Consider the following 26,274-nt stretch of genomic DNA (forward strand, 5'->3'; position numbering starts at 1 on the left):
GTTGCCATTTTCTCAATTCACTACTAGCTAATGACTAATGACTAATGACTAATGACTAATGACTAATTACCAAACAATCATCTTCTGCCCACCAAGCGTAAATGGGGGTGTCACGGTCTGGTAAACTACCAAAGGTATTGGGCTGTAAAACGTTGATTTTAATGCCGTTAATTAATTCCACAACATAATTAACGTGAGTCCCTAAATACATAATGTTGACTAGCCTACCTTCAAAACAGTTATGGGCTAGAGTTGGTTGATATAAGGAAAGTTGAATTTTTTCTGGACGCACGCTCACAACTACAGTGTTCAATAAATCTGTGGGTGTGTCTTCAGTGCGATTTACGACAACTGTCAGTCCAGTTTTGGTGACGACTGTGACAGTTGATGCTTCGACGGCGGTAATTTCACCACTAAATAAATTCGTGTCGCCAATAAAATCTGCTACGAAGGATGTTTTAGGACGTTCGTAAATTTCGCTGGGTGTACCGATTTGCTCGATTTTACCTTGATTCATCACCGCGATGCGATCGCTCAATGATAACGCCTCTTCCTGGTCGTGCGTCACCATAATAAATGTTAAACCCAGGTCTTTGTGTAAATTCGATAACTCAAACTGCATTTCTTTCCGCAGTTTTAAATCTAACGCCCCTAACGGTTCATCCAGTAGCACCACAGCCGGGCGATTGACTAGAGCCCTGGCTAATGCTACTCTCTGCTGTTGACCACCAGAAAGTTGATTGGGAAAGCGCGATCGCAAACTTTCCATTTTCACTAGTTTTAATGCTTCGTTGACGCGGCTCTCAATTTCGGCTTTACGCAGCTTCTCTTTTTTCAGGCGTAAACCAAAAGCAATGTTATTCCACACATTTAAATGATTAAACAACGCATAGCTTTGAAACACTGTATTCACGGGACGACGATAAGGCGGGACATCAGTCATTATTTGACCTTGAATCAATAACTTACCCGCATCCACCCGTTCAAACCCAGCAATCATACGTAGTGTAGTGGTTTTACCACAACCAGAAGGCCCTAAAATACTAAAAAACTCTCCCTGTCTAATGTCCAAATCGATTCCATGTACTGCCGGTTCTTGGTTGTAAAACTTGAACACACTACGTAGTTCAACGTCAAGGGGCTGAAAAGCCAAAATTCCTTTTGGGTGCTGGGTCACAGTTTGAGCCATAGTTTTGAGTAGAATGCCGCAATTCTCAGTAATTTTGCTAATTAATGTAGTCTATTAAGCCGAAAAAACATCACACTTTGGTTTATTGTATCCGCCGAAAACCACTGTGCCAAAAAGAATGTTCCCAATTGTTACACACTCAACATTAAGTAGCCGCTTTGGGGAACTCTAAATCAAGGATACCCATCCCTATTGCTGGAGTGAGTGTCATACAACAGTTATTTTCAGTTTTCAATCCCAACAATGAGCGTTAGCTTAACTCTTAGTTGGTAAACTGAGGAAATAACGATATTCCTCTTCCCAATCAATTAGTTCATCCATATACATTTCCTATGGCTATATTCCAACCAACTCCCCTGGGAGGTAAAAAAAATACGCGCACAGTTGGACGGAATTACCAATCTATAGTTTTGATTATCTTCACCTTATTAATGACGACCGGGATTGGTGTACGTTTAGCATACTTGCAAATTGTCGAAGGTGCATCCCACCGCAAACGAGCCGAATCTAATCGCATTCGGATGATCCCCAAGCAGCCAGAAAGAGGTAATATTTTTGACCGTAATGGCAAGCTACTAGCTAGTACACGCTATCCCCGTTCAATTTATTTGTGGCCAATGGCACACACGAAACCCTCATGGGCTGTAGTCGGGCCACGGCTGTCTAAAATTTTAGATATTCCCCAAGATGAAATTGAAAAGAAACTCCAAGATGCTGGGGCAAATTCATCTTCATTAATTCGGATTGCGCGGGATCTCAATGAAGCCCAAATCACAGCTATTAAAGAGTATGAAAACGAACTGCAAAATGTGGAAATTCACACAGAAGCAGTGCGCTATTATCCCCACGGTCGAGAATTAGCCCATGTCTTAGGTTATACACGGGAATTAACGGCTGAACAACTCCAAGAAAAGAAAAAAGACGGCTACCGTCTAGGAGATGTCATTGGCCAAATGGGCATCGAGAAAGCCTATGAATCCGTACTTAGGGGTGAATGGGGCGGTCAGCAGGTAGAAGTTGACGGAGCTGGGCGACCGTTACGGGTGTTAGGAGAAAAACAAGCTAAACCGGGTAATGATATTCGCCTGACAATAGATTTAGATATGCAATTGGCCGCTGAGAAAGCCTTGGGTACTCGTAATGGCTCAATTGTGGCACTTGATCCCAAAAATGGGGCAGTCTTAGCAATGGTGTCTCATCCCACCTTTGATCCCAATATTTTCTCTAAACAAAAACTGACCCAAAAAGACTGGGAATTTGTCCAAGGAGAAGAACATCCTCTATTGAATCGCGCCCTACGTGCCTTTCCTCCCGCCAGTACCTTTAAGATTGTGACTACAACCGCAGGGTTAGAGTCAGGGAAATTTTCTCCCAGTACAGTGCTGCAAACCTATGGTTCTTTAACTGTTGGTGGAACCACATTTGGTGAGTGGAATCATGCAGGTTTTGGCCCCTTGGGCTTCGTGGGAGCAATGCAGTGGAGTAGTGATACTTTCTTTTATCAAATTGGTAAGGGAGTCGGCGGCCCCACTTTAATTAAATGGACTCGTAAATACGGTTTTGGTCAAAAAACAGGCTTTGAATTTGTTTCAGAAGAATCAAGAGGTCTAGTCCCGGATGAGGAATGGAAGCAGAAAACATGGAAAATGCCTTGGACTGTCGGCGACAGCATTAATATGTCAATTGGTCAAGGTGCTTTATTAACTACACCTTTGCAAGTGGCTGTAATGTTTGCTGTTCCAGCTAATGGGGGTTATCGCGTCCAACCACATTTGCTGAAAGATAATGAAGAAGCCAAAAGTTGGCGAGAAGATGTCCACATGAAGCCCTCTACCATCAAAATTTTGCGTGATGGACTGCGTAAGGTAGTCTCCGATGGTACAGGAAAAGCTTTGAATAAAACCACCGTTCCCCCAGTCGCTGGAAAAAGTGGTACAGCCGAAGCATGGAAGCGGGGTGTCAAGCAAAATCATGCTTGGTTTGGTGCTTATGCTCCTGCTGATAAACCGGAAATCTTAATTGTCGCCTTTGCTGAACATTCTGGCGGTGGCGGTGGTAGCGTTGCTGCGCCGATGATCTTAGAAATCATGCAGGACTATTTCCACCGCAAGTATCCAAGTAAGTATCAAAAGCCTGTGATTAGTCAATAGTCAATAGTCATTAGTCATTAGTCATTAGTCTAAAAAATTATCTGCGTCCATCTGCGTTTAATTCTGACGTTTATGGAGATGTTTTTGCTGGTTTGATGTTTCTGGCTTTATAGAATGTCTCTAAGCTATCGCGATCGCCTACAAAACGCCAGTGCCAAGGTTCATAACTCACCCCTTGGGGGTTGTTTTGCGGAAATGACATCTCAAAGCCATAACGGGCAGCATTAGCTTGCAACCATTGAGAAGCTCTGGTATTTTCAAAGGTAGCTAGGAGATTTGTGGCTGGTGCTGCGCCATCTCCAATATCAACAGCATAACCAGTGTGGTGTTCACTGTGACCTGGAGGCGCACTGAGTGCAGCTCTTTGTGCTGGGGTTTGATTGCGTTGCGCGCCAACGGTAAAAAATAACTGTTCTTGTTCTTTAACTGAACGAAAACCGGAAATAGGTACTAAAATCACACCTGAACTGCGTGCTGCTTGTACCATCGCTTGATATCTAGCCGCCGCGTTGTTTCTCAGCCTAATTCTGCCATCGGCGGAGATGGGGACTAATTCTGATTCAGGTGCTTCTGGGTATGCTAAATGTCCCAATACGCTATCAACATTATTTGGGGAATTAGTCGCAGTGGGTGTAGGAAGGGAATTAGTTGGTGATGGTTGAGATTCTGAGGTTTTTTTCGGTGTGTTGAGTGCGAATAAAAAACCGCTAACAATAGCCAGTAGGAAAAATAGTGTTACTCCTCCTAGCAGTAGCACCCAGGGTTGCAACTTTGACTGAGGCGCGACATCAGGAGTATCGCGTAAAGCTGCTGGAATGTCGTCACTGGGTTCGCCTAATGAGTTTTTGGGTTTTCCAGAATATCCAGCTTTATTCAAAGGTCAACTCCTGTGGTGGTTTACGAAACATAATAGATTTTAAACTAGTTTGGCAGTTGGGATTGGGGACTGGGTGTGGTTTTTCTTCTCTTAATTTACTTTGGGACGTAAGTAACACAATACAGTTTCCCAGTTAAGTTTTAAACCATACTTCTGTTACCAGCCATAGGGAAACGGAAAATAATTGCTTCTATGGTTGTAAAAGTGTAATCTGCCAAACCCTAAAAATTGACTGTGGGTTTTCTCTCCTTGGGGGAAAGCTGTGACACCAAATAAATAAACACCAGCAGATGTGGGATTTTGCCAGGGTTTTAAGCCGATGGTAACGGTCTTTCCTGGGGACACTGGAGGATCAAAGGTTAGGGAGACTGTTCTGGTTTTGAGATCGCTAGTAACATCTTTTAAGCCAATTTTCTCACCTCTTTGTGAGCGTGTACCCTCAAAGGCAATGGTACTGTCTAAATCAAAACGAATATTATCCACTCCCTCACGCTGATTAATCGTAATTTTTTGTAAAGGTTCACTGGCATTTTCTGGTACGCTGACGGTGAAATAATAAGTCGCACCCCAAACATAAACTTCATTATAGGTAGTTGCGGCTTCTACTAGACGGGGCGGTTGCACAAAATAGACCGTCCGTCTTGCAACTGCACAGCTTGAGTTTGACTATACCCTCCGATAAATACTGTAGTGGCGATCGCTGTACCAAGTAAAACTGCCAGGCGCATGACTTTATCGATATAACCAACTAGATTCAGATTATACCCTCATCATTTGTTAAAAACTCCCGTCAAAAATTAATATTTGTTATTAATACATTGCAACTATAACTATATGTTAATGAAAGCTTTCAGAGTTTGTTAAAGTTAATTGATATGTGTTGTCAGAGTCAGCATAAAAGTTAGAAACTAAAGATACAACACAGGCAATTATTCTTATGAATACTATTTCTACCATTGAATTCAGACGGTCAAGTTGGCAAACTGCTGTCTTGTTTGCTCTTGGCTTTTGGCTAAGTGCTAGCCTAGTGTTAGATTGGGTAGTTATGCCTAGTCTTTACTTCTCTGGCATGATGAACCAAGATAGTTTTACGACAGTAGGCTACATGATTTTTTGGATGTTCAATCGCCTAGAATTATTATTTGCGGCTGTCGTTTTAACTGGTGTTTTAGCCTGGAGAAAAACTCACTATCAGTGGCATACTAACTGTTTGTTTTTAGCAGTAACACTGTTGGCGATCGCGTTTTTAAATACCTATCTCTTAACACCGCAAATGTGCGCCGTTGGGGTTCATCTCAACTTATTTGACACAGTGTCCACAATTCCCACCCAAATGAATCTACTCCACGGTAGTTATTTCTTCCTAGAGGTAATTAAATTAGTAGCCGGTGGTACACTGCTGGTGCGTTGCTGGCAGAACTCTTGAAAAGGCAAAAGGTAAAAGAAAACTTGTAACTTTTTCAAAGCGTTCTAGCTGGTAATTATTTATGAAAACTAATCGATTCGTGCAGATACTGGTAGTAGTGTGTGTAATATCGATTGGTTTTCTTGTTTTTTGGCAAATTAATTCATGGCAAGTTAAAGATGCCAAGCGTGTGAAGATTTGCGCTAATACTAAATCTCTGACAGCGATCGCCACTGATAAATATGAGGCGAATGGGGTAAAGTATCGTGGCGGGACATTGTTTAGAAAACTGGCTTTGCAATCAAATAGAACCATTCCTGTAGTTATCTTCCCGCAATCTCTCTCCCCTCAAGTTTGGTTAAAGTTTCCTCAATCATCGATTTATTACTTAGGTTGGGGTGGCGATAAAAGTTGGCAAGAATGGCTTTCTTCTGATCATTTCTATTTAGTAGAAGTTCCCCCACAGGCGAAGGGATTAGCTTTTAGTAGACTGTGTTATCGGAATGGTGATGTTGGTGTTCACACTATCCAAAAGTTAGAAAAACTATCTCCTCAAAAGATAGTCATCAATAATAATATTGAGATTTCTTTAAATCAGCCACTACCGGAAATTAATTCATCTCATATTATCGTGAATGCCGGCAGCGATCGCCGAGATTTTTTAGGTGGTAAAACTGAGGTATATTTCACCACCACAGAAATTAAGTAGGTCGGCGTAAATAATTATTGTTGGAATAGGGCAGGGGGCAGGGAGCAGGGGGAGAAAGAGTTTGAGCCTTATTTACTTTTCTTCACATAGTTTTGTTTTATTGTACCGACTTACTTAACATCCCCAATTAAGGGACTTCAAACTAAAAAAATATACAATCGCTTTGGTAAGCAGGGGAAGCAGGAGCAGTAGGAGTATCAAGAGTTTAAATTTTAAATTTTCGGATGAAAAGCTTTAATTAAAAGTCAATTTTATAGTTCAAAAATGAAGCTAATAATTACAAATAAGTCTTATATTTTTTCTTCCCAGTCCCCAATCCCCAATCCCCAATCACTTCAATTCATTAATATTGTTCATCACTTGCTGATATAAATCATTATTATTCTGTCTTTGAAAGATGGCGGCGGCTTTTTGCAAGTCTTCTAGGGCTGCTTGTTTTTCACCTTGGGCAGCACGAGCATTTCCTCGGTTGTTGTAGGCGGGGCCGAAGTTAGGATTGATGCGAATCGCTTGATTGTAATCGCTGATTGCCCCCTGGGTGTCACCTTGGGCAGCACGGGCATTACCTCGGTTATTGTAAGCAATGGCGTATCTGGGGTTGAGGCGAATGGCTTGGTTAAAGTCTTGTATTGAGCCGTTTTTGTCTCCCTGTACAGAAAGCGCGTTGCCCCGATTGTTGTAGGCTTCGGCATAATTGGGTGAGAGGCGAATAGCTTCGTTGTAGTCGGAGATTGCACCAGCTTGATCACCTAGAGAGGCGCGGGCGTTTCCTCGACTGTTGAAGGCTTCGGCATCGTTAGGAGAAAGGCGGATGGCTTCATTGTAATCTGCGATCGCTTTTTGTTTGTCGCCTAAGTCAAAATAGGTTAACCCTCTACCTCGATAGGCTGCACCATATTCCGAATCTAGGCTCAGAGCTTTATTATAGGCAGCGATCGCAGCTTGTAAATTACCTTGGGCGTGCTGCTTTTGTCCTTCCAGATAAGCTAATCCGGCTTGAGAGTTTTTTGCAGAGCGACGGCTAGGAGTATTCACACCTATTTCTGTCACCAAAACATCTTTGTTGTTACTACAAGAAACTATGGTAATTGCACTCAGTGCGGTCAATACACCGATAGTAAATATTTTAGTTAACTTCACCTGCCTTTGCTCCAATAACCGCAGTTTCATAAGTTGCTCTCAATCGTCATTACAACTGGATAAGTACAAAAAGGCAAAAGTAAAAAGGTAAAAGGCAAAAATGAAAATATTTTTTTAAGCTCTTCACCTGTTTTAAATAGTTGCTTTACTTAGGGACTTCCAAAAATTAAATTATTCAATGAGTAAGAGCAAAGATGTTGATTATAATCTTTCTTTCCCCTCTGCTACCCTTTGTGATTAGAGATTTTCTTAGTGGAAAGTCCCTTATACTGCCTTGTAGTAGGGTCAAATTCGATGTTGAAGATTCACCAAACATCAACCCTAATTATTTTGAGATGTACCTAGCCAATAGACGCGCTTACCTCCTTCCCTCTAGGTTTAATTAACAGTAGTCTGTTTGCACAATCGGGAATTTTATCAAATAAATTCCGTTGTTATTTATTATACTTTTATTTGCATATATTCAATTACCTAGCTGATGGATGCACCAAAAAACTAAAAATTATGCCTATGATTCTTCATTTTCACCATCTTTTTTAGGGGTTAAACGTGCAGATTGACTAACTTCGATATCCACAGATAACTGTTCCAGATTTTCCCCTAAATCTTTTTGCATCTTTTGAGTCAGAGTAACCGGAAAATCTAAACTAATATTTTGATTTTGTACTAGTCTAGATAGTTCTGTAAACTGCACCTTTACTACTTTGCGTTCATAACTAGTTAGTTTGTACAAGTCAGTTTCTGCTACATTTTGAGCCTGCATAGCTTTTTTCAATCGCTCTTGTAGATGCTCATATTCAGAGTTTAACAATTTCCACTGTTCAAAGATTTGAGTATATTTTCTAGTCAAAACTGTTAAATCTTCTGATGTTGGTTCTGGGTTGCTGATTAACTGCAATTTTAACAAACGTTGATGGATTTGAGCAAGATAAATACAGTCTAGGTAAGCATATTCTATTTGTTCATCACTGAGAGGTCTGATTCCCCAATCGCTACTTTGTGCCTGTTTATCAACATAGTTAAAATTACATAATTCCGTTGCTAAAGTTTGCAATTGATAATTAGGTAATGGTAAAAGATAGTAAGGAATTGTTTTAGCTAATTCTAAAGTACAGGTGATATTTTTAGCCTGCTTACTGCCTAAAAATTTCAGGTCATAACTAGCGTTATGAAACACCTTTTCAATAGCCGGATTTAACATCACTCTAGCTATAAAATCAGCGACTATATCAGGTTGATTTAAAACATCTAAAAGGTAAACGCGATCGCCACTCATATCGTCAGGATTATCTAACACTTGAATCAGCGATAATTTAGGATGACGACTTTTATATTCTGCTACTTCCGTATCTATCCACAGAGTCGGAGCTTGGGTATATTCAGTCACTAAAGAATGAATTGCACTGGCATCACTCAAGTATGGCATTAGTTAACATTTCCTTAAATTTGGGTCATAGTTTCCCAAATTAGCATTTGATTTGCATATTATTAACCCTAAAGTGGGGGTGTGAGGGTATAGGGGTGTAGGGGAAAATACTTGTTTTGAGCTTGGGCATCGCCTCCCTAGCTACTAGCTTTCACTCAAATATTTCTTTCTTTTACCTTTTGCCTTTTACCTTTTGCCTTTTTTCGCCTTCCTCAAACTAGCTTCCCATTTTTAACCAACCAAAGACTTGTGCTGCTGTTAATTGCAGTTCAATTCCAGGTAATACTATTAATTCGTCTGTGCCTCGTCTGATTTCTGGTTGTTGTTGTGGCTGAAAGATTAAAATGGAGCGATCGCTTGGATCAATTAGCCATCCTAGTTGACAACCATGTTTGAGACAATGCAGAATTTTATCTGTAACTCTGTTAGGACTTTGCTCTGGTGAAAGAATTTCAATTGTCCAATCAGGAGCAATCAACATATCATCTACAGGTTCTCCATCCTCATCAAAATTAATGTGTTCCCAACGCAAAATTACCACATCAGGAACAATGGAACGACCTGCAAAAGAACAACGCAATTCTGGGAAAGCATAGGCAATTTGCTTTGCTTCTGTAACCTCATTTACTCCCGTAATTAACTTAGCTTGTAGTCGTGAGTGCCGAGTTTTAGGCATTGGCTTTTGAATAATTTCACCGTCTATATACTCACTCGCCGGCTTTGTTTGTGGTAGTTGGAGAAACTCATCTAAAGTGAGGGATGAGGGTTTGGCGACAGTCATGATTTTTTGTCACTACAAACTTTGTGCTTCGAGTTTAACAAAGTTTTAACTGCGAGTAGTCATTGAAGTAGAAGAACTTTGAGGAACTGATTTTTGGTTTTTTTCTTTTAAGTTAGTAAAGCAGCGATAGGTTTTACGTACAAAATTCAATAAAAAGTAAGGAATCTTCAGCCGGAGTGGTGACAGAATAGGACGATATAGCCAGTAATAGGCTCGCTTGAGATTATCCCATTTAGAACATTTCTCTTCATGCAGAAAATCAGAAATATCGACTACTAAACCTTTACCTTCGTACATCATCACATTCCGTCCGTGGACATCGTGGGGATAAAGTCCACGCTGACGAGCATAATCTAGAGCCTGATCAATATCTTCAATTACCTGTTTAGGAATACGTAAACCGCGCTGGATACAGTCATATAAAGTCACACCATATAGGCGTTTGAGGACTAAACAGCCATCTTGAGCATATAGACATTCGGAAAAGGCTGAATGAGAACCAAGACGACGATACACTTCTACTTCTTCTGCAAATCCTGGCCTTCCTGGTGCATAAATTTTAACTACTACATCGTGATATTCTGGATGATTAACTACAGCCGCATAGTTACCTCTACCAATTAGTTGCCAAGGATGGGGGAGATAGCGAATTTCCACAGGATCGTGAGGATTCACACTTTCGACTTGAAACTCTGGTAGTAAATCTTGATGAATAATTTCAATCAGTCGATGTATATGCTCATTCATACTGGTTGCGGCTGTGACCAAGTAAATGAAGTTGTTGGCATTAACCAGTATATTTCATATCCTTACCAGAGGAGATTTACAGTTAATATCTATACTAGTATTCTTACAATCAAGCTAATACTGTGAAATTACTCATTGACAAAATAAGTTCAGAAATCGGGACAATTTTAATTGTCTCTGATGGTAAAAAACTTTGCGCTCTTGATTTTGCTGATTATGAGCCAAGAATGTTGAAACTGCTTCAGAAGCGTTATGGTCAATTTTCGTTCCAGAATGTGAAAAATCCCCAGGGATTTAGTGATCAAGTTGCGGCTTATTTTAAAGGCGATCGCACCAGCTGCAAAAATCTGCCTGTAGATACTGGTGGAACTCCATTTCAAAAGCAAGTGTGGCTTGCACTGCAAACTATTCCGTGGGGAACTACCATTTCTTACGGTGGACTAGCAGCCAAAATCAACAAGCCGACGGCTTATCGTGCTGTCGGCTTGGCTAATTCACTCAATCCAATTGCGATCGTCCTTCCCTGTCATCGCGTCATTGGTACAAACAATCAACTCACAGGATACGCAGGGGGATTAGAACGCAAGCGTTGGTTGCTGAATCATGAAAAGTTTATAAATTATCCTTGAGTCGTGGTTGGCGATGGGGGTAATATAACTTTCTTCGCTAAACCTAGAGTTTGTAAAAGCTTAATACTCCACCAAGTGACATCAATTTCCCACCACTGAAAACCAGCTTTGGCGACATGGGGATAGGTATGATGGTTGTTGTGCCAGCCTTCGCCATAGGTAACAATAGAAACCCACCAGAGATTACGAGCATTATCATCAGCATCAAAGGTACGATAACCCCACATATGGGTTGCAGAGTTGACAAACCAAGTACAATGCCACAATAATACGGCTCTGACAAACATTCCGTAGATCACAAAAGACCATCCACCCAAGGCGTAAAGCAACAACCCTAGAGGAATTTGCAACAGTAGAAAATAACGGTCTAACCAACGATAAAAAGGTTGTCTGGCTAAATCAGGCGCGCTTTTTTGATACTTTTCATCTGCAAAAAATTCTTCACGAGGGTAGAAAATCCACAACATATGACTCCACCAAAAGCCACGTTTGGCAGAGTAAGGATCTAATTGTATGTCTTCTGTGTGGGCGTGATGTTGGCGGTGTCCTCCCACCCAGAAAATCGGCCCCCCTTGTAAAGCTAATGCACCGATGAAAGCGATCGCATATTCTAACCACTTGGGTACTTGAAAACTCTTATGGCTAAGTAAGCGATGATATCCGAGACAGATCCCAATGCTGCCAAACAACCAGTGCAGAAATAACAGCACACCCAAAGCCGACCAAGAGAAAAACCAAGGTGCTAATAAAGCTAAGGCATGAATAATCCCAAAAAATGCCACATTTATCCACCTGAGACGTAATGGTGTTTCTCCCTCAGTGGCGATCGCAAGATGTTTTGCAGTCATAAAAATTCCTGTCGATGGTTCATGTGAAGATTTGCTCTGATATCTAGTGCATGACTTAGCCATTGAGAGGCAGGGGAAGGAGTACAGGTATCAGAGGGGAAATGGTGATACATTGGCTAATTTTGATCACAAAAGCTCATAAATGAGTGATTGACTTCCCTGATTCCTGCTTTGACCCCTGCTTTTTTTACAGTAGACTAGAGCAAGTATCACTTACATTTGCCATGCTAACAGTTATGTTTTGTTTGTGCAAGTGCCACTTACATTTTTTCTATGACATCTCAACCTGTTTCTACCCGACAACGTTTAATTCAAGCGGCCTTGGAGTTATTTACGGCTCAAGGAGTTAGTGCTACTACCACCCGCCAAATAGCAGAAAAGGCAGCAGTGAACGAAGTGACGCTATTTCGGAATTTTGGGCATAAACATGGATTATTGTTAGCTGTATTAGAGGAATCGGCATCTTTTAAGAATTTAGGCGAATCCCTAGTCAGACGGGCTACGCCTCCAGGTGATGTTTACCAAGCCTTAAAAGATTATGCAAGTGACACTTTACAAGCATTGGAAAGAATACCAGAGTTAGTGCGGTCTGTGGTTGGAGAAGCTGATCAATTTCCGGCGGAAAATCGCCGTGCTTTGGGACGAGGATTAACAGAGGCTAATCGTTATGTCGCCCAATACTTAGCTACTGTGATTCAACACGGAGATTTACACACCTATCTACAAGCAGAAAAATTAGCTAGTTTTCTCAATGGGATGATTTTGGGATACGCAGTGATAGAGTTCACCAGCGAATTTCATGAACTATGGGAAAGTCGGGATGATTTTCTGGAAAATTTAGTAGAGTTATTTTTGCATGGTGCGATGTCGTCAAATGCCAATAGCTTATTAACAACTGGGAAAACTGAAGAAATAGCCGATTTACCGGCGGTTTTAGTTCATACAATTTTACAACAGGCTAAAAAATCAGGCTTGCAAGATTACGCGATCGCTTACTTATTATTTGCTGCTGGCTTGTCATCCACAGAAATCGTCAATTTGCAGCGTAACCATCAAATTTATGATGCTAATGGTCATTTTTTGCAAATCACTACCCCTGGTTATGTCAGACAAGTACCTGTAAATCAATGGATTTTAGGTAAACGCTACGGTTCTTACACCGACAATCCTGTGACTAAATATTTGAAAACTCGTAAAGATAGCCAAACAGCAATGTTTCTGAATACAGCAGGTACAGCTATTACTGAATCTGATGTGTGGAAGCATTGGGAAACATGGACTCAAACTTTGTTAACACCCCAAGGAAAACCACCAACCATCACCCAAGCACAACACACTTGGCGCGTAGAAATGCTCATGCGGGGAATGAGTTTAGAAAATTTGAGTATTTTGACAGGTTGCGATCAAACTCAATTACAATCCTACGCTCATCGAGCCAGAGAAAAAGCTGCTTTAGAACAAGCCACTAAATTAGATCAGAAGCCTGGTTGAAAGGGAAAATTTAGTAGTGCTGAGTGCTGAGTAATGAGTGCTGAGTAAGAAGTAATGAGTGATGAGTATAACCTCCTAGTTCAAAATAGAAGATTGAAACAAGGACACATTTTTTTTCAAAGTCTCACGCGTCTCATAGCCGCAATGCTTCTCATAGAGTCAAAAATATAAATATTTTTATCTCTTGGACTTTTACTCATTACTTATTACTTATTACTCAGCACCGGCTAAACGCCGCGCTACCGCTAACAGCACTCATTACTCAGCTATTAAGTATTGTTTATTACTTCGCTATAGACGATCGCTCTTTTAAGGTCTGTCTTTATGTAGTAGTTTCATCAATGATTCAAGGAAGAAACTTACTTCAAATTGATGCTGGCTGAATTTTTTGCCTATTTTTAGTCAGAAAATTCACATCTGTTTATGGTATGGATCAGTTTTAATAAGATAAAACATATCTTCACTAAAATTCATCCGGTATTGCATCTCCGTATTTTGGAGTCAACAGCATCAACAAAAACAATCACACACAAAGAGCATTCCTATGAGCCGAAAAGTTAGCAAAATCTTCAAGCAGTCTGGTGTCATTCCCTATCGTATCAGAAATGGCAGAGTAGAAATACTCCTGATTTCAACAAGCGATCGCCAACGTTGGGGAATGCCAAAAGGAGGAATTGTCAACGGTATGACCCCACCAGCTTCAGCTGCTAAAGAAGCATGGGAAGAAGCAGGGGTAATTGGTCAAGTCGAGTCTAATAAATTAGGTACTTATAAATATCGCAAACGAGGCAAGGTCTACCGTGTCAAAATGTATTTATTGCCGGTTGAGATTGTCAGTAGTAATTATCCCGAAGCTAAAAAAAGATATCGACGCTGGCTAGATGTAAAACAAGCTATGAAACTTATGAAAAAAGCTGCTCTTAAACGTATATTAAAAGGAATCATCCAGACTAAAAAGCGAGCTTGTGTTTCCTAGCAATAATTGGCTGATTTATCTTTATTTTGGTAATGTAATGATAAATTCTGCTCCTTGGTTTGGTGCAGAATTCACTTCTATAGTTCCCTGATGTTTCTCTATAACGATTTGACGGGCGATCGCTAATCCCAAGCCTGTACCTTTACCAACGATTTTCGTAGTATAAAGATGGTCAAAAATCTTCTCTTGTAATTCTGGACTTATGCCTAAACCATTATCTTGAATACTCATGATTGCTTGCTTTTGATCATCACTCATTTTAGTAGTGATTGTAATCACATTGGGATGAGCTTTGATCTCAGCAAAACTCCGTCCCATATTTGACTCTTCTAGAGCATCGATAGCGTTGGCTAATAAATTCATAAATACCTGATTTAATTGTCCAGGGAAACAATCTATTTGAGGTAATTGACCATAATTTTTTACCACTGTAATTGCAGGGCGATTTTCGTTAGCTTTGAGTCGATGTTTAAGAATCAAAAGTGTACTATCTAAACCATCATGAATATTAAAAGGCACTTTATTATCAGAATCAGCGCGTGAGAAAATGCGTAAGCTATTACTAATTTCGCGGATGCGTTGCACACCTTCTTGCATCGAACAAATTAATTTTGGTAAGTCTTCGCGGAGATATTCTAAATCAATGTTCTCTCTTTCTAACTCAATTTCTTCACCAGGATCGGGAAATTTATCTTCGTAAAGTTTCAGCAGAGCAAATAAATCTCGTACCCCTTCATAAGCAGGTTGAATATTACCTTTAATAAATCCTACAGGATTATTAATTTCGTGAGCTACACCAGCTACCAGATTACCTAAAGCTGACATCTTTTCGCTTTGAATAATTTGTAATTGTGCTTGTTGGAGGTTTTGCAAAGCTTGTTCTAGTTCTTGGGATTTTTGCTGTAAAGCGGCTTCGGCTTGTTGACGATCAGTGATATCTACCCCCATCGAAACACCACCACACACCTCACCCTCAGAGTTAACCATCGGCGCATTAAACCACTCACAAATAATCCGTCGGCCATCCTTAGTCAAGTTTTCATTAATTGCGTGACTTCCCCCACGTTGAGCTAAAATTTTATCTTTCACATCATCAACATAGACATGATACTCTTCAGGAATAATGCACCTTAAACTCTTACCGAGAATTTCTGCTGCTTGATAACCAAATACTCTTTCTGCGGCGGGATTCCAAGCTTGAAATTCAAAATCAGTATTCCACTCAATAATAACGATAGATGTTTCTTGAATGATCAGTTGTAATCTTCTTTGAGATTGTTCTAGATGCTCAGATTTCTCCCGTTCGAGTGCGTGGAGTCGGGCATTTTCTAGAGAAATGGCAGCTTGGCTACAAAGGAAATTTAACACAACTAAGCGATCGCTGGTAAATACCCCTTGAGTTAGTTGATTTTCTAGGTACAAAATCCCCACTAAATTCCCTTGGTTGAGAATTGGCATACATAGTACACTCTTGGGATGGACAAAGTGCATATATTCACCTATCACCCAGGAATATCGGTGCGTAGATTGTCAATTACTACTGTTTCTTGGGTATTTTTGACATAATAAATCAGTTGTTTGGGGATATCTGCACAAGTATCTACTGGTTGTGTATCTAAAATAGTTTCTACATCACTCCCCGAATAAGTAATTGCTCTGACTTGCCAAGTATTTTCTTGAGGCAAAATTAACGCAGTTTTCTTAGCACCAGAGTTTTCTAAAATAATTCGAGTCAAACTAATGAGGAGTTGATCCAATTCGATGGAACTGGAGATGGCTTGAGCCGCCTTGAGAATAGAAGTAAAGTCGAGAGCATGAGCCAGATTGTTGTTGCTACTATTGGAATTACGGGTAGATGAAGAAGTGCGACTCAAACTGAAATCAGCAATGGTTTCTAGTGGGTTGAGGTTGAGTTGTCGTTGCTGCAAAATTGGTTGTAACAGTTGGGGATAGCGTTTCTCTAGATCATTTACCTTGCTTAAAGCTCCCCAACGAGCATAGCAGTAGTAAGCTTCCTGCATATAGCCTGCGGCTACTTTCTCCTTGCCCCATTCTAAGTAAAACTTGGCAGCCAGTTCATTAGCGATCGCCTCTTCTTGAATGTATGCGTTAGTTTTCGCTTCATTAATGGCGCGATCGTATAAATCTATAGCCTCAATTCCTCTACCAGAAATTTTGAGCATTTCCGCAGACAGCAACAAATATCGATGTTGAAAGTTTTCTGGGCAGTTATCCGCCCATTTTTTGATAATTTGCTGCTGTTGCTGTAAAATTACCCAATATTCCTGTTGTTCTTCTGGTGTTGCTGTTTCACATAGTCCTGCTAAACAGAGGGGATAGTAGAAATGGTATTGAATAATTGGGAAAAACCCCGCGTTAGCAGGTAGGGTTTTCTGCGCTTCTAATGCAGCTGCAACGCCATCCGCATAATGTCCATAAAGGTATGCAAGTTGGAGTTTCAGAAAACAGTACCAGTTAATTCCGTGTTCAAAATTCTGTTTTTGTCGCCAAATATCTATGTATGGTACTTCCTGTTCGTGGCGATCGCTTAATAAGTCAGTCTTTTGAGTAGAATCTTGCAGATTTAAGAGAAACTGTCGCTGTAATGTAAAAGCATACAGCATATTTACATCGTTTACTTGCTGCACATAACTCAGATACTTCTCAGTTTCAGCGTAAACATCCGCGAGGCGATCGCCTTTAATTAACATCGCCCAAATTAAAAACGAAACCGCCCAGACACCAAACACCACATCCCCTGCTTCTCGGCTGTTTTGATATGCTTGCTCAGATACCACTAAATTTGTTCGCAAGTGCCGATTATAGGGGTTAATTGTATGTGCAAAGATATTATTGGTTTTGTGTATAAACTTAGTGCTATTAAAATGACGATCTAGTTTTAAACCTAGTTCTCCAAATTCATAAGCAGTTGCATAATCTCCTTGATTGGCTAAACTCATACCATAAAGACAGTAAGCAAAACCAGAGGCAGGAGCATTGCCATATTTTAATGATAAATTAATCATTAATAGAGAACTAAGAACAGCTAGATTTTGATGCCCCGCCATATAAGTAGCCGCCCAAAGATCAGCTAAAAGACTGATACAAACCTTATTAACTGGGTCTGTCATCTCAGGTAAATTAAATAAATTGGCTGGATGAATCTGGGCTAGTTGAGTATTTAATTTTTCTAGTTCAATTTTAATCGCAGATTCTTGTTCTCCAATGGTGGCAGGTAATTGCATCCCCATCACCATCAAACCTTGCAATCCCGCTTCACAAGCCGCTTGGATATTTTCCCCCTGAGTCATTTTCAGATACATTTGCACCGCATAAATATCTGCTTGATCAAACTTATCTTGAGTATGATTTAGGGCTAAATCAAATAACTTTTCTGCCTGGTTTAAATTACCAGTTAAATATTCACACTCAGCTAATTCTCGATGTAAACCAAAGGTAAGTTGATAGTGAGTATCCCAACTATTTGCGGCTAATAATTCCACACCATAACTTAAGTATTTGACAGCAGAAGTGTAAGCAGTCGCAGCTTTAGCTTTCCTCCCTGCTATTAAATTTAACTGGGCTAACTTATATTTTTCTGCTTGTCGGTTAATGATCTTAATACCCTGATTTAGCTGACCGACGATCTCAAAAATGCTGGCTTCTAGTGCTTCTGGAGATGTATTTTCTAAGAGTAACTGTCCAATTTTCAAATGAGTCAACTGCTTTTGCGATTCCGGGATTAAAGCATAGGCTGCTTGCTGCACTCTATCATGGAGAAATTTATATGTAACAATCTCAGAAGTTTCGTGAGTAACTAGTTGATTAACATCCCCAACATAAAATTTATAAATATCATTTCGGGGTAAAATTAAGCCTTCTTGCAAGGCATTCCATAGACAAGCAGCAGTTTCTATGACTGACTGTTCCGAAACAATAGCAAGGACTTGCAAATCAAAATGATTACCAATGCAAGCCGCTAATTTGAGGACTTGTTGAGTTGATGGTGGTAGCTTTCGCAATTGTATGCCCATAAACTCTACCACATCATCTGTCAATGCTTGCTGATTTATTTGGCTAATATCACATTGCCAACATCCTCAAATGAGTTAAATTCAATCAATCCATCTTGGTGTAGTGCTTTGAGGAATTGGGTGGTAAAAAAAGGATTACCTTGAGTTTTTTGATAGACTAATTGTGACAAAGACCAGGAAGAATCTTCAGCACAACCTAATGTATCAGCTACTAGTTGATTGAGTTTTAAATAGCTGAGATTATTCAAGGTAATTGTGTGAATTCTGGGAGTTACTTCCTGAATTTTAGCTAAAGTTAACATCAACGGATGAGCTGGTGTGACTTCATTATCTCTATAGGCACCAATTAATAACAAATAACCATTATTGATATTACTGATTAATAAATTTATCAGTTGTAGGGATGCAGAATCAGCCCATTGTAAGTCATCTAAAAATATCACTAGGGGATGTTCTGGCCTAGTGAAAACTTGAATAAATTTTTGCAATAATAAATTAAATCTATTTTGAGCCGCACTACCTGACAACTCTGGTACTGCTTTTTGCTCACCAATAATCAATTCTAATTCAGGAATCACCTCAATGATTAACTGACCACTTTCTCCTAATGCTGCTAGGATTTTATCTTGCCATTTTTGAATTATGGCATCTGGTTCTGTTAATAATTGCCCCATCAAATTACGAAATGCTTGCACAAATGCAGAAAAAGGAATATTGCGATTAAACTGATCAAACTTGCCTTTGATAAAGTAACCACGCTGTTTGACTATTGGTTTATGAACTTCATTGACAACTGCGGTTTTACCGATACCAGAAAATCCGGCAACTAACATCAATTCTGATTTACCGTGAGCAACTCTCGCAAAAGCGTCAAGTAATATTTGTACCTCCCTGTCTCTTCCATAGAGCTTTTCGGGAATAATAAAGCGGTGACAAATATCTCTTTTACCTATGGGAAATTCCGGGATTTCTCCTATAGTTGTAAATTGCTGCCAACAAATTTCTAAATCATATTTTAAACCCAGCGCGCTTTGATATCGTTCCTCGGCATTTTTCGCCATGAGTTTGGTAATAATTTGGGAAATTACTACTGGGATATGAGGGTTGATTTGATGCGGCGGGGTGGCTAATTTTGCTAGATGGGCGTGAACTAATTCAATGGGATCATCAGAATGGAAAGGTAATTTTCCAGTTAACATTTCATAGAAAGTTACCCCCAAGGAATAAAAGTCAGTGCGATAATCAATACCTCGATTCATGCGTCCAGTTTGTTCTGGCGATAAATAGGCGATAGTTCCTTCTAAAACATGAATACTTTGAATCTCTTGTATTTCTCTCGGTAGTAGAGAAGCAATACTAAAATCTATGAGTTTTACTTGTTTAGTTTGTGGATTAATTAAAATATTGGCGGGCTTAATATCTTTATGAATCACACACAGGTTTGACCCGTCGTCAATACTATTATGTAGTTTATGGATGATATCTGCAATCTGAATTGCCACTGGTAAAAAATTGGCGATTAATTGGGTATTGCTTTGTTCTATTCCCCATTCTTTGAGGGATATCCCGCCAAAATCTTCCATGACCAGAGCATAGCCGTTATGGTAAGTTTCTAAGCAATAGGGTTGAATGATACCAGTTAAAGCGAGATTCTTCGCAATCACATACTGGTTGCGAAATTGTAAGAGTTCGTGAAAACTAGGGTATTCTACACGCATTAACTTAATCACCACAGGTTTTTGGTCTTGCTCCCGCATTCCTCGGTAAACTACTGTGCGTGTACCTGAGTAAATTTCGTCTTTGATAATATAACCAGGGAGCTGAGTCTCAAATATCCTGACCATAATGACTATCTCTTACTAATCTGGAGTTAGTTTTCCCCGTCTACATTCCAAATTAGCAGGCGATCGCTACATTGCATCTATACAAAACTTTACAAAGCAGTTTTTTTGACTGTTGACTGTTAACGCTTAACAGTCAACGCGGCGCATTGTGAAGAATCTAAGCTTCTGGAGGTAAATCTACACTGTATAGAACTTGTCCAGCTAAATCACGTATTGATACGGTCATCACCTTGGTGGCACCATTGATTTTAACAGCACCAAAGAATTGTAAACCTGCACTTGGGGGACGATTTGCTCTTGTACCCAGGGGAAGGCTTTGGAAAATCAACTGTGGCCCAAAAGTATTTTCTAATTGGTTCGGCCCGAATGTCCCAGCGTGGAGAGGCCCGGCGACAAATTCCCAAAAAGGTTTGAAGTCTGGAAACTGGGCTTTATTGGGGTCGTAATAGTGGGCTGCGGCATAATGAACATCAGCAGTTATCCACACTACGTTTTTAATATTATTGTGTTTGATAAACCGCAGTAAATCAGCAATTTCTAACTCTCTTCCTAAAGGTACACCGTTGTCAGCGTTAGCCCAAGCCTCAAAGTCTGTGCTACCATCTCGCACTATTAATCCTAGCGGCATATCACTGGAAATAACTTTCCAGGTAGCTTTAGATGTGAGCAGTTGACGTTTAATCCATTGTATTTGTTTGCTACCCAGCATATCAGTATCTGGGCTGGGTACTGGTTGATTATTGGGAGTATTTCGCCCTCTATAGGTGCGTTCATCGAGCATGAAAATATCTAACAAGGGGCCATAATTAAAGGCACGATAAATTCTCGCTTGTTCGGTGTTATTGGTCGTATAGCCAATGGGCATATATTCTAAGAAGGCTTGTCTTGCTCTTTGTACAAGCAAGTTCACATTCTTAACTGCATAACGGGCATCAGTGAGGATTTCCCCAGGATACCAGTTATTAGTCACTTCGTGGTCATCCCATTGTGCCAACATGGGAACTTCGGCGTTAAACCGCTTCACATTTTCATCTAGTAAGTTGTATTGATAGTTCCCACGAAATTCTTTGAGTGTTTCTGCGACTTTCGATTTTTCCTCTGTGGTGATGTTCTTCCAGATGGTGCCATCATCTAGTGTTACTTGGGCGGAGATGGGGTTATCAGCGTAAATCGTATCACCACAATGGACAAAAAAGTCGGGTTGGAGTTGGCGCATAGTTTCGTAAATTCTCATCCCGCCAAATTCAGGATTTATACCCCATCCTTGACCGGCGGTGTCTCCACCCCAAACAAACACTATGTCTCTATTGGTGATAGCGGGAGTGCGGAAACTACCGTTTACAGATTCACTGTAGGTATCTTGATTTAAATCTTGGAACAGCACCCGATAAAAAATTTGTTGATTGGGTGGTAGATTTCCTAAGTTTAATCTGGCTGTAAAGTCTGTGTTTGCTAACGCTTGAGGCCCGAAAACACGCTGCCAACTACTAAAAGAGGGGTTTGTGGAATATTCTACGATCATTCTAGAGGCGCGATCGCTCTTACTCCAAATCACCACATTATTACTAGTAATATCCCCGGTCGCTACACCATAGGGTATTGCAGGACGCATTTTATCGGAGGTAATAATTGCTGGTGCTTGTCCAAAAACTGGAGATTTTGATAAAACATTTGTGGTAATAATTCCACCTGCTGTTACTGCTGAATTGAGCAAAAATCGACGACGATTTAGCTTTAATGGATGATGAGATTCCATACTAATTAATAGAATATCCAGCGAAGTCTTACAGAATCAGTGTTTACCACAGGCGATGATGGCAACAAGTAAAGATAGAGTTATCTAGTGGTTAATAAAAATTACTTAAAAAGACTTTATAAAATTTAATATATCTGCCAAAAATATCATTTTACCTGCTATTAAATTTTGCTTAAACTAGCTACCCAAAAATAGGCTAAATCTAAACATCTGTGCTAATACCACCAGTAAAAAACATTATTTTCGTAAATTTATTTAGGAAAACAACCATTTTTTACCTCTGCACCTGATGTTGACAAATTTAGCCAAAATTTAATTTGAGGGTAACTGAGATGAAATTGTGGAAAAATTTAGTTTTAGCTACTGCTAGTCTGGCTGTAGGGTGTTCTGCTGTTAATATGAAAACCGCATCCGCAGCGATTGTAAATTATGCTTTCACTGTTGAAAGTCCTACCAGAAATGGTCAAGGATTTTTTAGTTTTGATGATGAAACTTTTAGCGATAGTATTTTTCCAGAAACAGTAGTGAAGTCCTTATCTTTCCAATTTGACGGTGACAGTAATGTTTACACAGAACAAGATGATATTGCCTATCCTAATTTTCCTATTGTATCGTTAGTGTCTTCTGTCAATGGTCAGCCATCTATAGAATTAAGTTATTTTTTCTTGGATAAAACTAATCCGGCTGAATTTTATTATGAAATTGTGGGAGAAGATTTGACAATTTTAGATGCTAATTTTCAAAATACTGAAATTGGGTTTGGTAAGGTAACTTATGCAAAAGTACCAGAACCCACTACTGTATTTGGTGCTGTCATTGTTCTAGGTACTAGTTTGATTATCAATCAGAAATCAAGATTACTCAAACAATAAACGTTTAATTTTGTGGTCAACTCTATAACAAACAATATCCCCGAATTCTCAAAGAATTTGGGGATATGAAAAAAGATATACTGTCAGGGTTGATGATAGCTAATTAAATATTAGCGAATAAATAATAATTCATTAGCATAGAGTTTTTTAGGGTCAAGATAAAAACCTTGTTCAGCTAATTTACTCTCCACAAATTTAGTTTTCTCTGAACCTAGAATACGGGAATGCAGTTCAATACATATTTTGCGTACATTGTGTAAATTGGCATATTTAAATAACTCATATTCACCACCTTCAATATCGAGAATCAGAAAAGTTGGGTCAATTCTTTGAACCTCTTGATTGAAGCTAATTACAGGAACTTGAATCTTTTGGTCATCTGGTTTGCGTTGAAGAGTTGAAGAAGACCAAAAGCTTTTAGCAACATAAAAATCTTGTGTTCCTGGAGTTTCGCCTAACAAGCAATTATGGAAATGGGGATTGACATTATTTACCGCAAAAGTCTGGCGGATAAAAGGTTCTAAGGCTGGATTTGCTTCATAGGTAAATACATTATCTGAACCTAATTTTCGCGCGCAGTAACTGGCCAGTAAACCTAAACCAGTTCCCAATTCCATAACTCGGTCATGTTTTTCTAAATTGGCTTGAATGATTTTTAACTCAGACGCTTCATAATAACCAGCATACAGGGCTTCTAGTGGCCCTCGACTGATGTTGGGTGGAATAGGCAACTTAATACCAGCAATTTCCACAATCTGTGGTTTGGTAAATTCTCTAACTTTGAGCCTTAACTGACCAGCTAACCTGTTGATTTGATACTCTACTTTTTGCATGGATGAATACATAAGATTTGTATCTAGTAAAAGGGTAAAATGTCTGTCTTCAGTCCGTCGTCGCTCTTATTTATAAGTGATAACTACTTCACCTGTCATTTCCGTTGTATCTGATGATACATCATCTGTTGGCTCAAATTCTCCACTCCGCCAAGTATCAGTTATATCTTTAATAAAGCTAGCTGTGGGGATAGCCACTAATAAACCTAAAACACCGCCTAATTTCGCGCCTAATAGTAAAGAAACTACGACCCAAACCGGATTTAAACCAGTCAAATTACCGAGAATTCGAGGTGCAACAAAGTTAGAGTTGATTTGGTCAATAGCTACAGCTACTCCCAAAACTTCCACTCCTAGCCAAAAGTTTTCTAAAGCAACTAATAAACTAACAATAGTAATCCCGATACCTGTACCAAAGGGAAATAGGGAGAAAAAACCGATACCAATACCGAATAATAACGCTAAGGGAATTCGCAAAGCCACAAACGCCAAAGTGACTGTTACCGCTAATATTGCTCCTAACGTTGCCTGACCAATAAAGTAATTATGGAAATCCTCCCGCAGTAGTTGGCGGACTTTCACACCGATGTTTGTCGGAAACCACTGGTAGAGACCATCCCACAAGCGATCGCCATTCAATACCATATAAATAGTTAGCACTACCGTCAGCAGCACATTTACCACCACGCCAATAGTATCGAACGCCAAACCCAAAATTTTGCCAGTGACAGCCTGTAATTGATTAGACAATCTTTCTATCAGTTGTGTGAATAAACTACTCAAATTTACTGGTAAAGTTTGGGTAGCAATCCAATTTTGGAACACATCAAGCTGTTGCGAGCCAGAATCAATCCAATTAGGCAAAATATTTACTAGTTCATTGAGCTGTTCAATAATCAGTGGAACTAAAGTCAGACCTAAAGCCACTAAAATCACCACAGCCAACAATAACACCCCACCAATCGCCAAGTTACGTTTCACCCCACGGCTTTGAAAAAATTGGATGGGATAATCTAAAACAAAAGCCAGCAGTACAGCAGATGCAAAAACACTCACCAAGGGTTGAAAATACTGCACAACCTGAAGTAACAACCAACCGTTAAGAATCACAACAGGAAACGCCAACCCCACAGTTAACCATCGTGGCAATTTATTTAATGATTGCATTGAATGGTGACTCCACATGAACATAACTTTATTTTGCCTGCTCGATGGTAATTGGGCATGGAGCATTGGGAAGACGAGGGAAAGCAGGGTAAGGAAGAGTAGTGAGTGCTGTTAGCGGAAGCGGGGCGTTTAGCCCGTGCTGAGTGCTGAGTAATGAGTGCTGTTAGCGGTAGCGCGGCGTTTAGCCGGTGCTGAGTGCTGAGTAATGAGTAATGAGTAATGAGTAATGAGTAATGAGTAATGAGTAATGAGTGCTGAGTAATCAGTAATGAGATGTGACTAATGACTAATGACTATTGACTAATGACTATTGACTATTGACTATTTCCCCATAAAGTCTAATAAAATTTTCTGGACTACAGACCCTAGAGGTTTTACTTCACCTAGTTTTTGAGAATAAGCTTTACCTGCGTGAATATCTTCTGGTGTTACTAAAGCCATATCCGCCCCTTCATTTAACTCTAGCTGATGCAATTCCACCAGCAAAGGTGCATGAAAAACATGACGGACAACTGTCTCACTAGGATAACAACCAAATTCAGAGAATGAGGGGAGTTTGTAAGCGATTTCTTCTAAAATTTCTCTTTGTACCGCTTCTGCTGGTGTTTCTCCTGGTTCGATGTGACCACCAAACAACGCCCAATGACCAGGGTAGGGAATATTCGGAATATCATCCCGCAGCTGCATTAAAAATTTATTGTCTCGATAAAGAATAGCGATCGCTACATGGACTTGTTCGTTATTCATAAAAATTTATAGAAAATCTATGTCATCAATATTACTCCTCTTCTAAATAAACTTCCCCGAATTCCTGATTAGCTATAGGAATACTTTGGTATAGTATTTTGCCCCTCATCACAAATGATTCCCCCTCTTTGACGTTATGTTGATTAGTCACAATCCAGATTTTGCCCGTGGAATCATTAATTAAATATGCTTGACGTTGTAATAAGGGGACTTTTCTTTCCACCTTCCCTTGCACATAAACAGTACCAAGTTTTTCTCGCTTTGCTTGAATTGTCTTGATTTCCGTAACATTACTCCCAAAACCAAATTTATTACCTTGTAAGTTAGACGAGTTTAAAGCACCACACCCACAAAGCAGCAGCATCAAAAGTAAGCTAATACCAATTTTTAGTTTGTAATTCATAATTCCAACTCAACAATCAGTCAATAGTCAATAGTCAACAGTCAACAGTCAACAGTCAGCAGTCAATAGTCAATAGTCAACCACCACTCAGTTTTTCTTCTCCCAACTCCAAAATCCCTAATTCTCCATCCTTGATATGAGAAGATAGACAATCGGACAGCAACGCCATAATAATCTACAAACAAGAGTTCTTGACTAATGACTAATGACTAATGACTAATGACTATTGACTAATGACTATTGACCAAAC

The 26,274-nt window shown here is 39.7% G+C and carries 21 protein-coding genes and 2 pseudogenes; 7 read left to right on the top strand and 16 right to left on the bottom strand.

Translation table 11 applies throughout. The annotated features are described in order from the left end of the window. Positions 1 to 55: 55 nt before the first annotated feature. Positions 56 to 1,189, bottom strand: a complete 1,134-nt coding sequence (locus tag CV014_RS15190; protein ID WP_236142798.1) for an ABC transporter ATP-binding protein — start codon at positions 1,187 to 1,189, stop codon at positions 56 to 58. Positions 1,190 to 1,521: 332 nt separating this feature from the next. Between CV014_RS15190 and mrdA the strand changes: the two genes are divergently transcribed. Then, the gene (gene mrdA / locus CV014_RS15195; RefSeq protein ID WP_236142799.1) at positions 1,522 to 3,339 is read left to right on the top strand and encodes a penicillin-binding protein 2; all 1,818 of its coding nucleotides are present in this window, start codon (positions 1,522 to 1,524) and stop codon (positions 3,337 to 3,339) included. A 70-nt stretch (positions 3,340 to 3,409) separates the two neighbouring features. Here the strand turns inward: mrdA and CV014_RS15200 are convergent, their stop codons facing one another. Both CV014_RS15200 and CV014_RS15205 read right to left on the bottom strand, forming a co-directional pair. Next, a complete protein-coding gene (locus CV014_RS15200; RefSeq protein ID WP_236142800.1) occupies positions 3,410 to 4,216 on the bottom strand; it encodes a M15 family metallopeptidase in 807 nt (268 codons plus the stop codon). 156 nt (positions 4,217 to 4,372) lie between these two features. Further along, a pseudogene (locus CV014_RS15205) lies at positions 4,373 to 4,944 on the bottom strand (DUF2808 domain-containing protein). Positions 4,945 to 5,153: 209 nt separating this feature from the next. Here CV014_RS15205 and CV014_RS15210 point away from each other — a divergent pair. Together CV014_RS15210 and CV014_RS15215 are read left to right on the top strand one after the other, a co-directional pair. Continuing rightward, a complete protein-coding gene (locus CV014_RS15210) occupies positions 5,154 to 5,642 on the top strand; it encodes a hypothetical protein (RefSeq protein ID WP_236142801.1) in 489 nt (162 codons plus the stop codon). A gap of 61 nt (positions 5,643 to 5,703) precedes the next feature. Next, positions 5,704 to 6,330, top strand: a complete 627-nt coding sequence (locus CV014_RS15215) for a hypothetical protein (RefSeq protein WP_236142802.1) — start codon at positions 5,704 to 5,706, stop codon at positions 6,328 to 6,330. 330 nt (positions 6,331 to 6,660) lie between these two features. Here CV014_RS15215 and CV014_RS15220 read toward each other — a convergent pair whose 3' ends face one another. From CV014_RS15220 to CV014_RS15235, 4 genes are all read right to left on the bottom strand, one after another. Beyond that, complete coding sequence (locus CV014_RS15220) at positions 6,661 to 7,500, bottom strand: tetratricopeptide repeat protein (protein WP_236142803.1); 840 nt, start codon at positions 7,498 to 7,500, stop codon at positions 6,661 to 6,663. Positions 7,501 to 7,978: 478 nt separating this feature from the next. Beyond that, positions 7,979 to 8,896 carry a ribonuclease D gene (locus CV014_RS15225; protein WP_236142804.1) on the bottom strand — a complete coding sequence of 306 codons (918 nt, stop codon included), beginning with the start codon at positions 8,894 to 8,896 and terminating at the stop codon, positions 7,979 to 7,981. A 217-nt stretch (positions 8,897 to 9,113) separates the two neighbouring features. Next, a complete protein-coding gene (locus CV014_RS15230; protein ID WP_236142805.1) occupies positions 9,114 to 9,677 on the bottom strand; it encodes a Uma2 family endonuclease in 564 nt (187 codons plus the stop codon). 45 nt (positions 9,678 to 9,722) lie between these two features. Continuing rightward, positions 9,723 to 10,424: a serine/threonine protein kinase gene (locus tag CV014_RS15235; RefSeq protein WP_236142806.1), complete on the bottom strand. Its 702-nt coding sequence runs from the start codon at positions 10,422 to 10,424 to the stop codon at positions 9,723 to 9,725. A 122-nt stretch (positions 10,425 to 10,546) separates the two neighbouring features. On the opposite strand from CV014_RS15235, the gene CV014_RS30415 reads away from it, so the two are divergent. After that, positions 10,547 to 11,053, top strand: coding sequence for a methylated-DNA--[protein]-cysteine S-methyltransferase (locus tag CV014_RS30415; protein ID WP_236142807.1), 507 nt, complete (start codon positions 10,547 to 10,549; stop codon positions 11,051 to 11,053). Here CV014_RS30415 and CV014_RS15245 read toward each other — a convergent pair. Next, positions 11,044 to 11,901, bottom strand: coding sequence for an acyl-CoA desaturase (locus CV014_RS15245; protein ID WP_236142808.1), 858 nt, complete (start codon positions 11,899 to 11,901; stop codon positions 11,044 to 11,046). The genes CV014_RS30415 and CV014_RS15245 overlap by 10 nt on opposite strands. A gap of 273 nt (positions 11,902 to 12,174) precedes the next feature. Here CV014_RS15245 and CV014_RS15250 point away from each other — a divergent pair, with 273 nt between their 5' ends. Then, positions 12,175 to 13,392 (top strand): TetR family transcriptional regulator, encoded by a 1,218-nt coding sequence (locus CV014_RS15250; RefSeq protein WP_236142809.1) that lies wholly within the window; start codon positions 12,175 to 12,177, stop codon positions 13,390 to 13,392. A gap of 544 nt (positions 13,393 to 13,936) precedes the next feature. Next, positions 13,937 to 14,368 (top strand): NUDIX hydrolase, encoded by a 432-nt coding sequence (locus tag CV014_RS15255; RefSeq protein ID WP_236142810.1) that lies wholly within the window; start codon positions 13,937 to 13,939, stop codon positions 14,366 to 14,368. A gap of 21 nt (positions 14,369 to 14,389) precedes the next feature. Here the strand turns inward: CV014_RS15255 and CV014_RS15260 are convergent, their stop codons facing one another. From CV014_RS15260 to CV014_RS15275, 4 genes and pseudogenes are all read right to left on the bottom strand, one after another. Beyond that, positions 14,390 to 15,859: a GAF domain-containing sensor histidine kinase gene (locus CV014_RS15260; RefSeq protein WP_329608393.1), complete on the bottom strand. Its 1,470-nt coding sequence runs from the start codon at positions 15,857 to 15,859 to the stop codon at positions 14,390 to 14,392. 11 nt (positions 15,860 to 15,870) lie between these two features. After that, positions 15,871 to 17,499 (bottom strand): hypothetical protein, encoded by a 1,629-nt coding sequence (locus CV014_RS30645; RefSeq protein WP_442946916.1) that lies wholly within the window; start codon positions 17,497 to 17,499, stop codon positions 15,871 to 15,873. Between the two features lie 81 nt (positions 17,500 to 17,580). Beyond that, positions 17,581 to 20,246, bottom strand: a pseudogene (locus CV014_RS15270) (ATP-binding protein); the annotation flags it as partial. Between the two features lie 157 nt (positions 20,247 to 20,403). Then, positions 20,404 to 22,002: an alkaline phosphatase D family protein gene (locus tag CV014_RS15275; RefSeq protein ID WP_236142814.1), complete on the bottom strand. Its 1,599-nt coding sequence runs from the start codon at positions 22,000 to 22,002 to the stop codon at positions 20,404 to 20,406. 332 nt (positions 22,003 to 22,334) lie between these two features. Here CV014_RS15275 and CV014_RS15280 point away from each other — a divergent pair, with 332 nt between their 5' ends. Next, a complete protein-coding gene (locus tag CV014_RS15280; RefSeq protein WP_236142815.1) occupies positions 22,335 to 22,874 on the top strand; it encodes a PEP-CTERM sorting domain-containing protein in 540 nt (179 codons plus the stop codon). 110 nt (positions 22,875 to 22,984) lie between these two features. Here CV014_RS15280 and CV014_RS15285 read toward each other — a convergent pair whose 3' ends face one another. The 4 genes from CV014_RS15285 to CV014_RS15300 form a co-directional block, all read right to left on the bottom strand. After that, positions 22,985 to 23,707 carry an FkbM family methyltransferase gene (locus CV014_RS15285; protein ID WP_236142816.1) on the bottom strand — a complete coding sequence of 241 codons (723 nt, stop codon included), beginning with the start codon at positions 23,705 to 23,707 and terminating at the stop codon, positions 22,985 to 22,987. A 66-nt stretch (positions 23,708 to 23,773) separates the two neighbouring features. After that, positions 23,774 to 24,874 carry an AI-2E family transporter gene (locus tag CV014_RS15290; RefSeq protein WP_236142817.1) on the bottom strand — a complete coding sequence of 367 codons (1,101 nt, stop codon included), beginning with the start codon at positions 24,872 to 24,874 and terminating at the stop codon, positions 23,774 to 23,776. 321 nt (positions 24,875 to 25,195) lie between these two features. Next, on the bottom strand, positions 25,196 to 25,621 hold the full coding sequence (locus CV014_RS15295; RefSeq protein ID WP_236142818.1) for an NUDIX hydrolase: 426 nt from the start codon (positions 25,619 to 25,621) through the stop codon (positions 25,196 to 25,198). 31 nt (positions 25,622 to 25,652) lie between these two features. Beyond that, positions 25,653 to 26,024, bottom strand: coding sequence for a hypothetical protein (locus CV014_RS15300; RefSeq protein ID WP_236142819.1), 372 nt, complete (start codon positions 26,022 to 26,024; stop codon positions 25,653 to 25,655). Positions 26,025 to 26,274: the final 250 nt, after the last annotated feature.

The sequence above is a fragment of the Nostoc sp. CMAA1605 genome (assembly GCF_021596505.1).
Lineage (GTDB): Bacteria > Cyanobacteriota > Cyanobacteriia > Cyanobacteriales > Nostocaceae > Trichormus.

Coding starts and splice junctions, on each gene's coding strand:
- CV014_RS15230 (WP_236142805.1), bottom strand. CDS start 9,677: ATGACTGTCGCCAAACCCTCATCCCTCACTTTAGATGAGTTTCTCCAA.
- CV014_RS15215 (WP_236142802.1), top strand. CDS start 5,704: ATGAAAACTAATCGATTCGTGCAGATACTGGTAGTAGTGTGTGTAATA.
- CV014_RS15235 (WP_236142806.1), bottom strand. CDS start 10,424: ATGAATGAGCATATACATCGACTGATTGAAATTATTCATCAAGATTTA.
- CV014_RS15260 (WP_329608393.1), bottom strand. CDS start 15,859: ATGCACTTTGTCCATCCCAAGAGTGTACTATGTATGCCAATTCTCAAC.
- CV014_RS15250 (WP_236142809.1), top strand. CDS start 12,175: ATGACATCTCAACCTGTTTCTACCCGACAACGTTTAATTCAAGCGGCC.
- mrdA (WP_236142799.1), top strand. CDS start 1,522: ATGGCTATATTCCAACCAACTCCCCTGGGAGGTAAAAAAAATACGCGC.
- CV014_RS30645 (WP_442946916.1), bottom strand. CDS start 17,499: ATGACAGACCCAGTTAATAAGGTTTGTATCAGTCTTTTAGCTGATCTT.
- CV014_RS15290 (WP_236142817.1), bottom strand. CDS start 24,874: ATGCAATCATTAAATAAATTGCCACGATGGTTAACTGTGGGGTTGGCG.
- CV014_RS15285 (WP_236142816.1), bottom strand. CDS start 23,707: ATGCAAAAAGTAGAGTATCAAATCAACAGGTTAGCTGGTCAGTTAAGG.
- CV014_RS15225 (WP_236142804.1), bottom strand. CDS start 8,896: ATGCCATACTTGAGTGATGCCAGTGCAATTCATTCTTTAGTGACTGAA.
- CV014_RS15220 (WP_236142803.1), bottom strand. CDS start 7,500: ATGAAACTGCGGTTATTGGAGCAAAGGCAGGTGAAGTTAACTAAAATA.
- CV014_RS15280 (WP_236142815.1), top strand. CDS start 22,335: ATGAAATTGTGGAAAAATTTAGTTTTAGCTACTGCTAGTCTGGCTGTA.
- CV014_RS15255 (WP_236142810.1), top strand. CDS start 13,937: ATGAGCCGAAAAGTTAGCAAAATCTTCAAGCAGTCTGGTGTCATTCCC.
- CV014_RS15295 (WP_236142818.1), bottom strand. CDS start 25,621: ATGAATAACGAACAAGTCCATGTAGCGATCGCTATTCTTTATCGAGAC.
- CV014_RS15300 (WP_236142819.1), bottom strand. CDS start 26,024: ATGAATTACAAACTAAAAATTGGTATTAGCTTACTTTTGATGCTGCTG.
- CV014_RS15190 (WP_236142798.1), bottom strand. CDS start 1,189: ATGGCTCAAACTGTGACCCAGCACCCAAAAGGAATTTTGGCTTTTCAG.
- CV014_RS15245 (WP_236142808.1), bottom strand. CDS start 11,901: ATGACTGCAAAACATCTTGCGATCGCCACTGAGGGAGAAACACCATTA.
- CV014_RS15210 (WP_236142801.1), top strand. CDS start 5,154: ATGAATACTATTTCTACCATTGAATTCAGACGGTCAAGTTGGCAAACT.
- CV014_RS15275 (WP_236142814.1), bottom strand. CDS start 22,002: ATGGAATCTCATCATCCATTAAAGCTAAATCGTCGTCGATTTTTGCTC.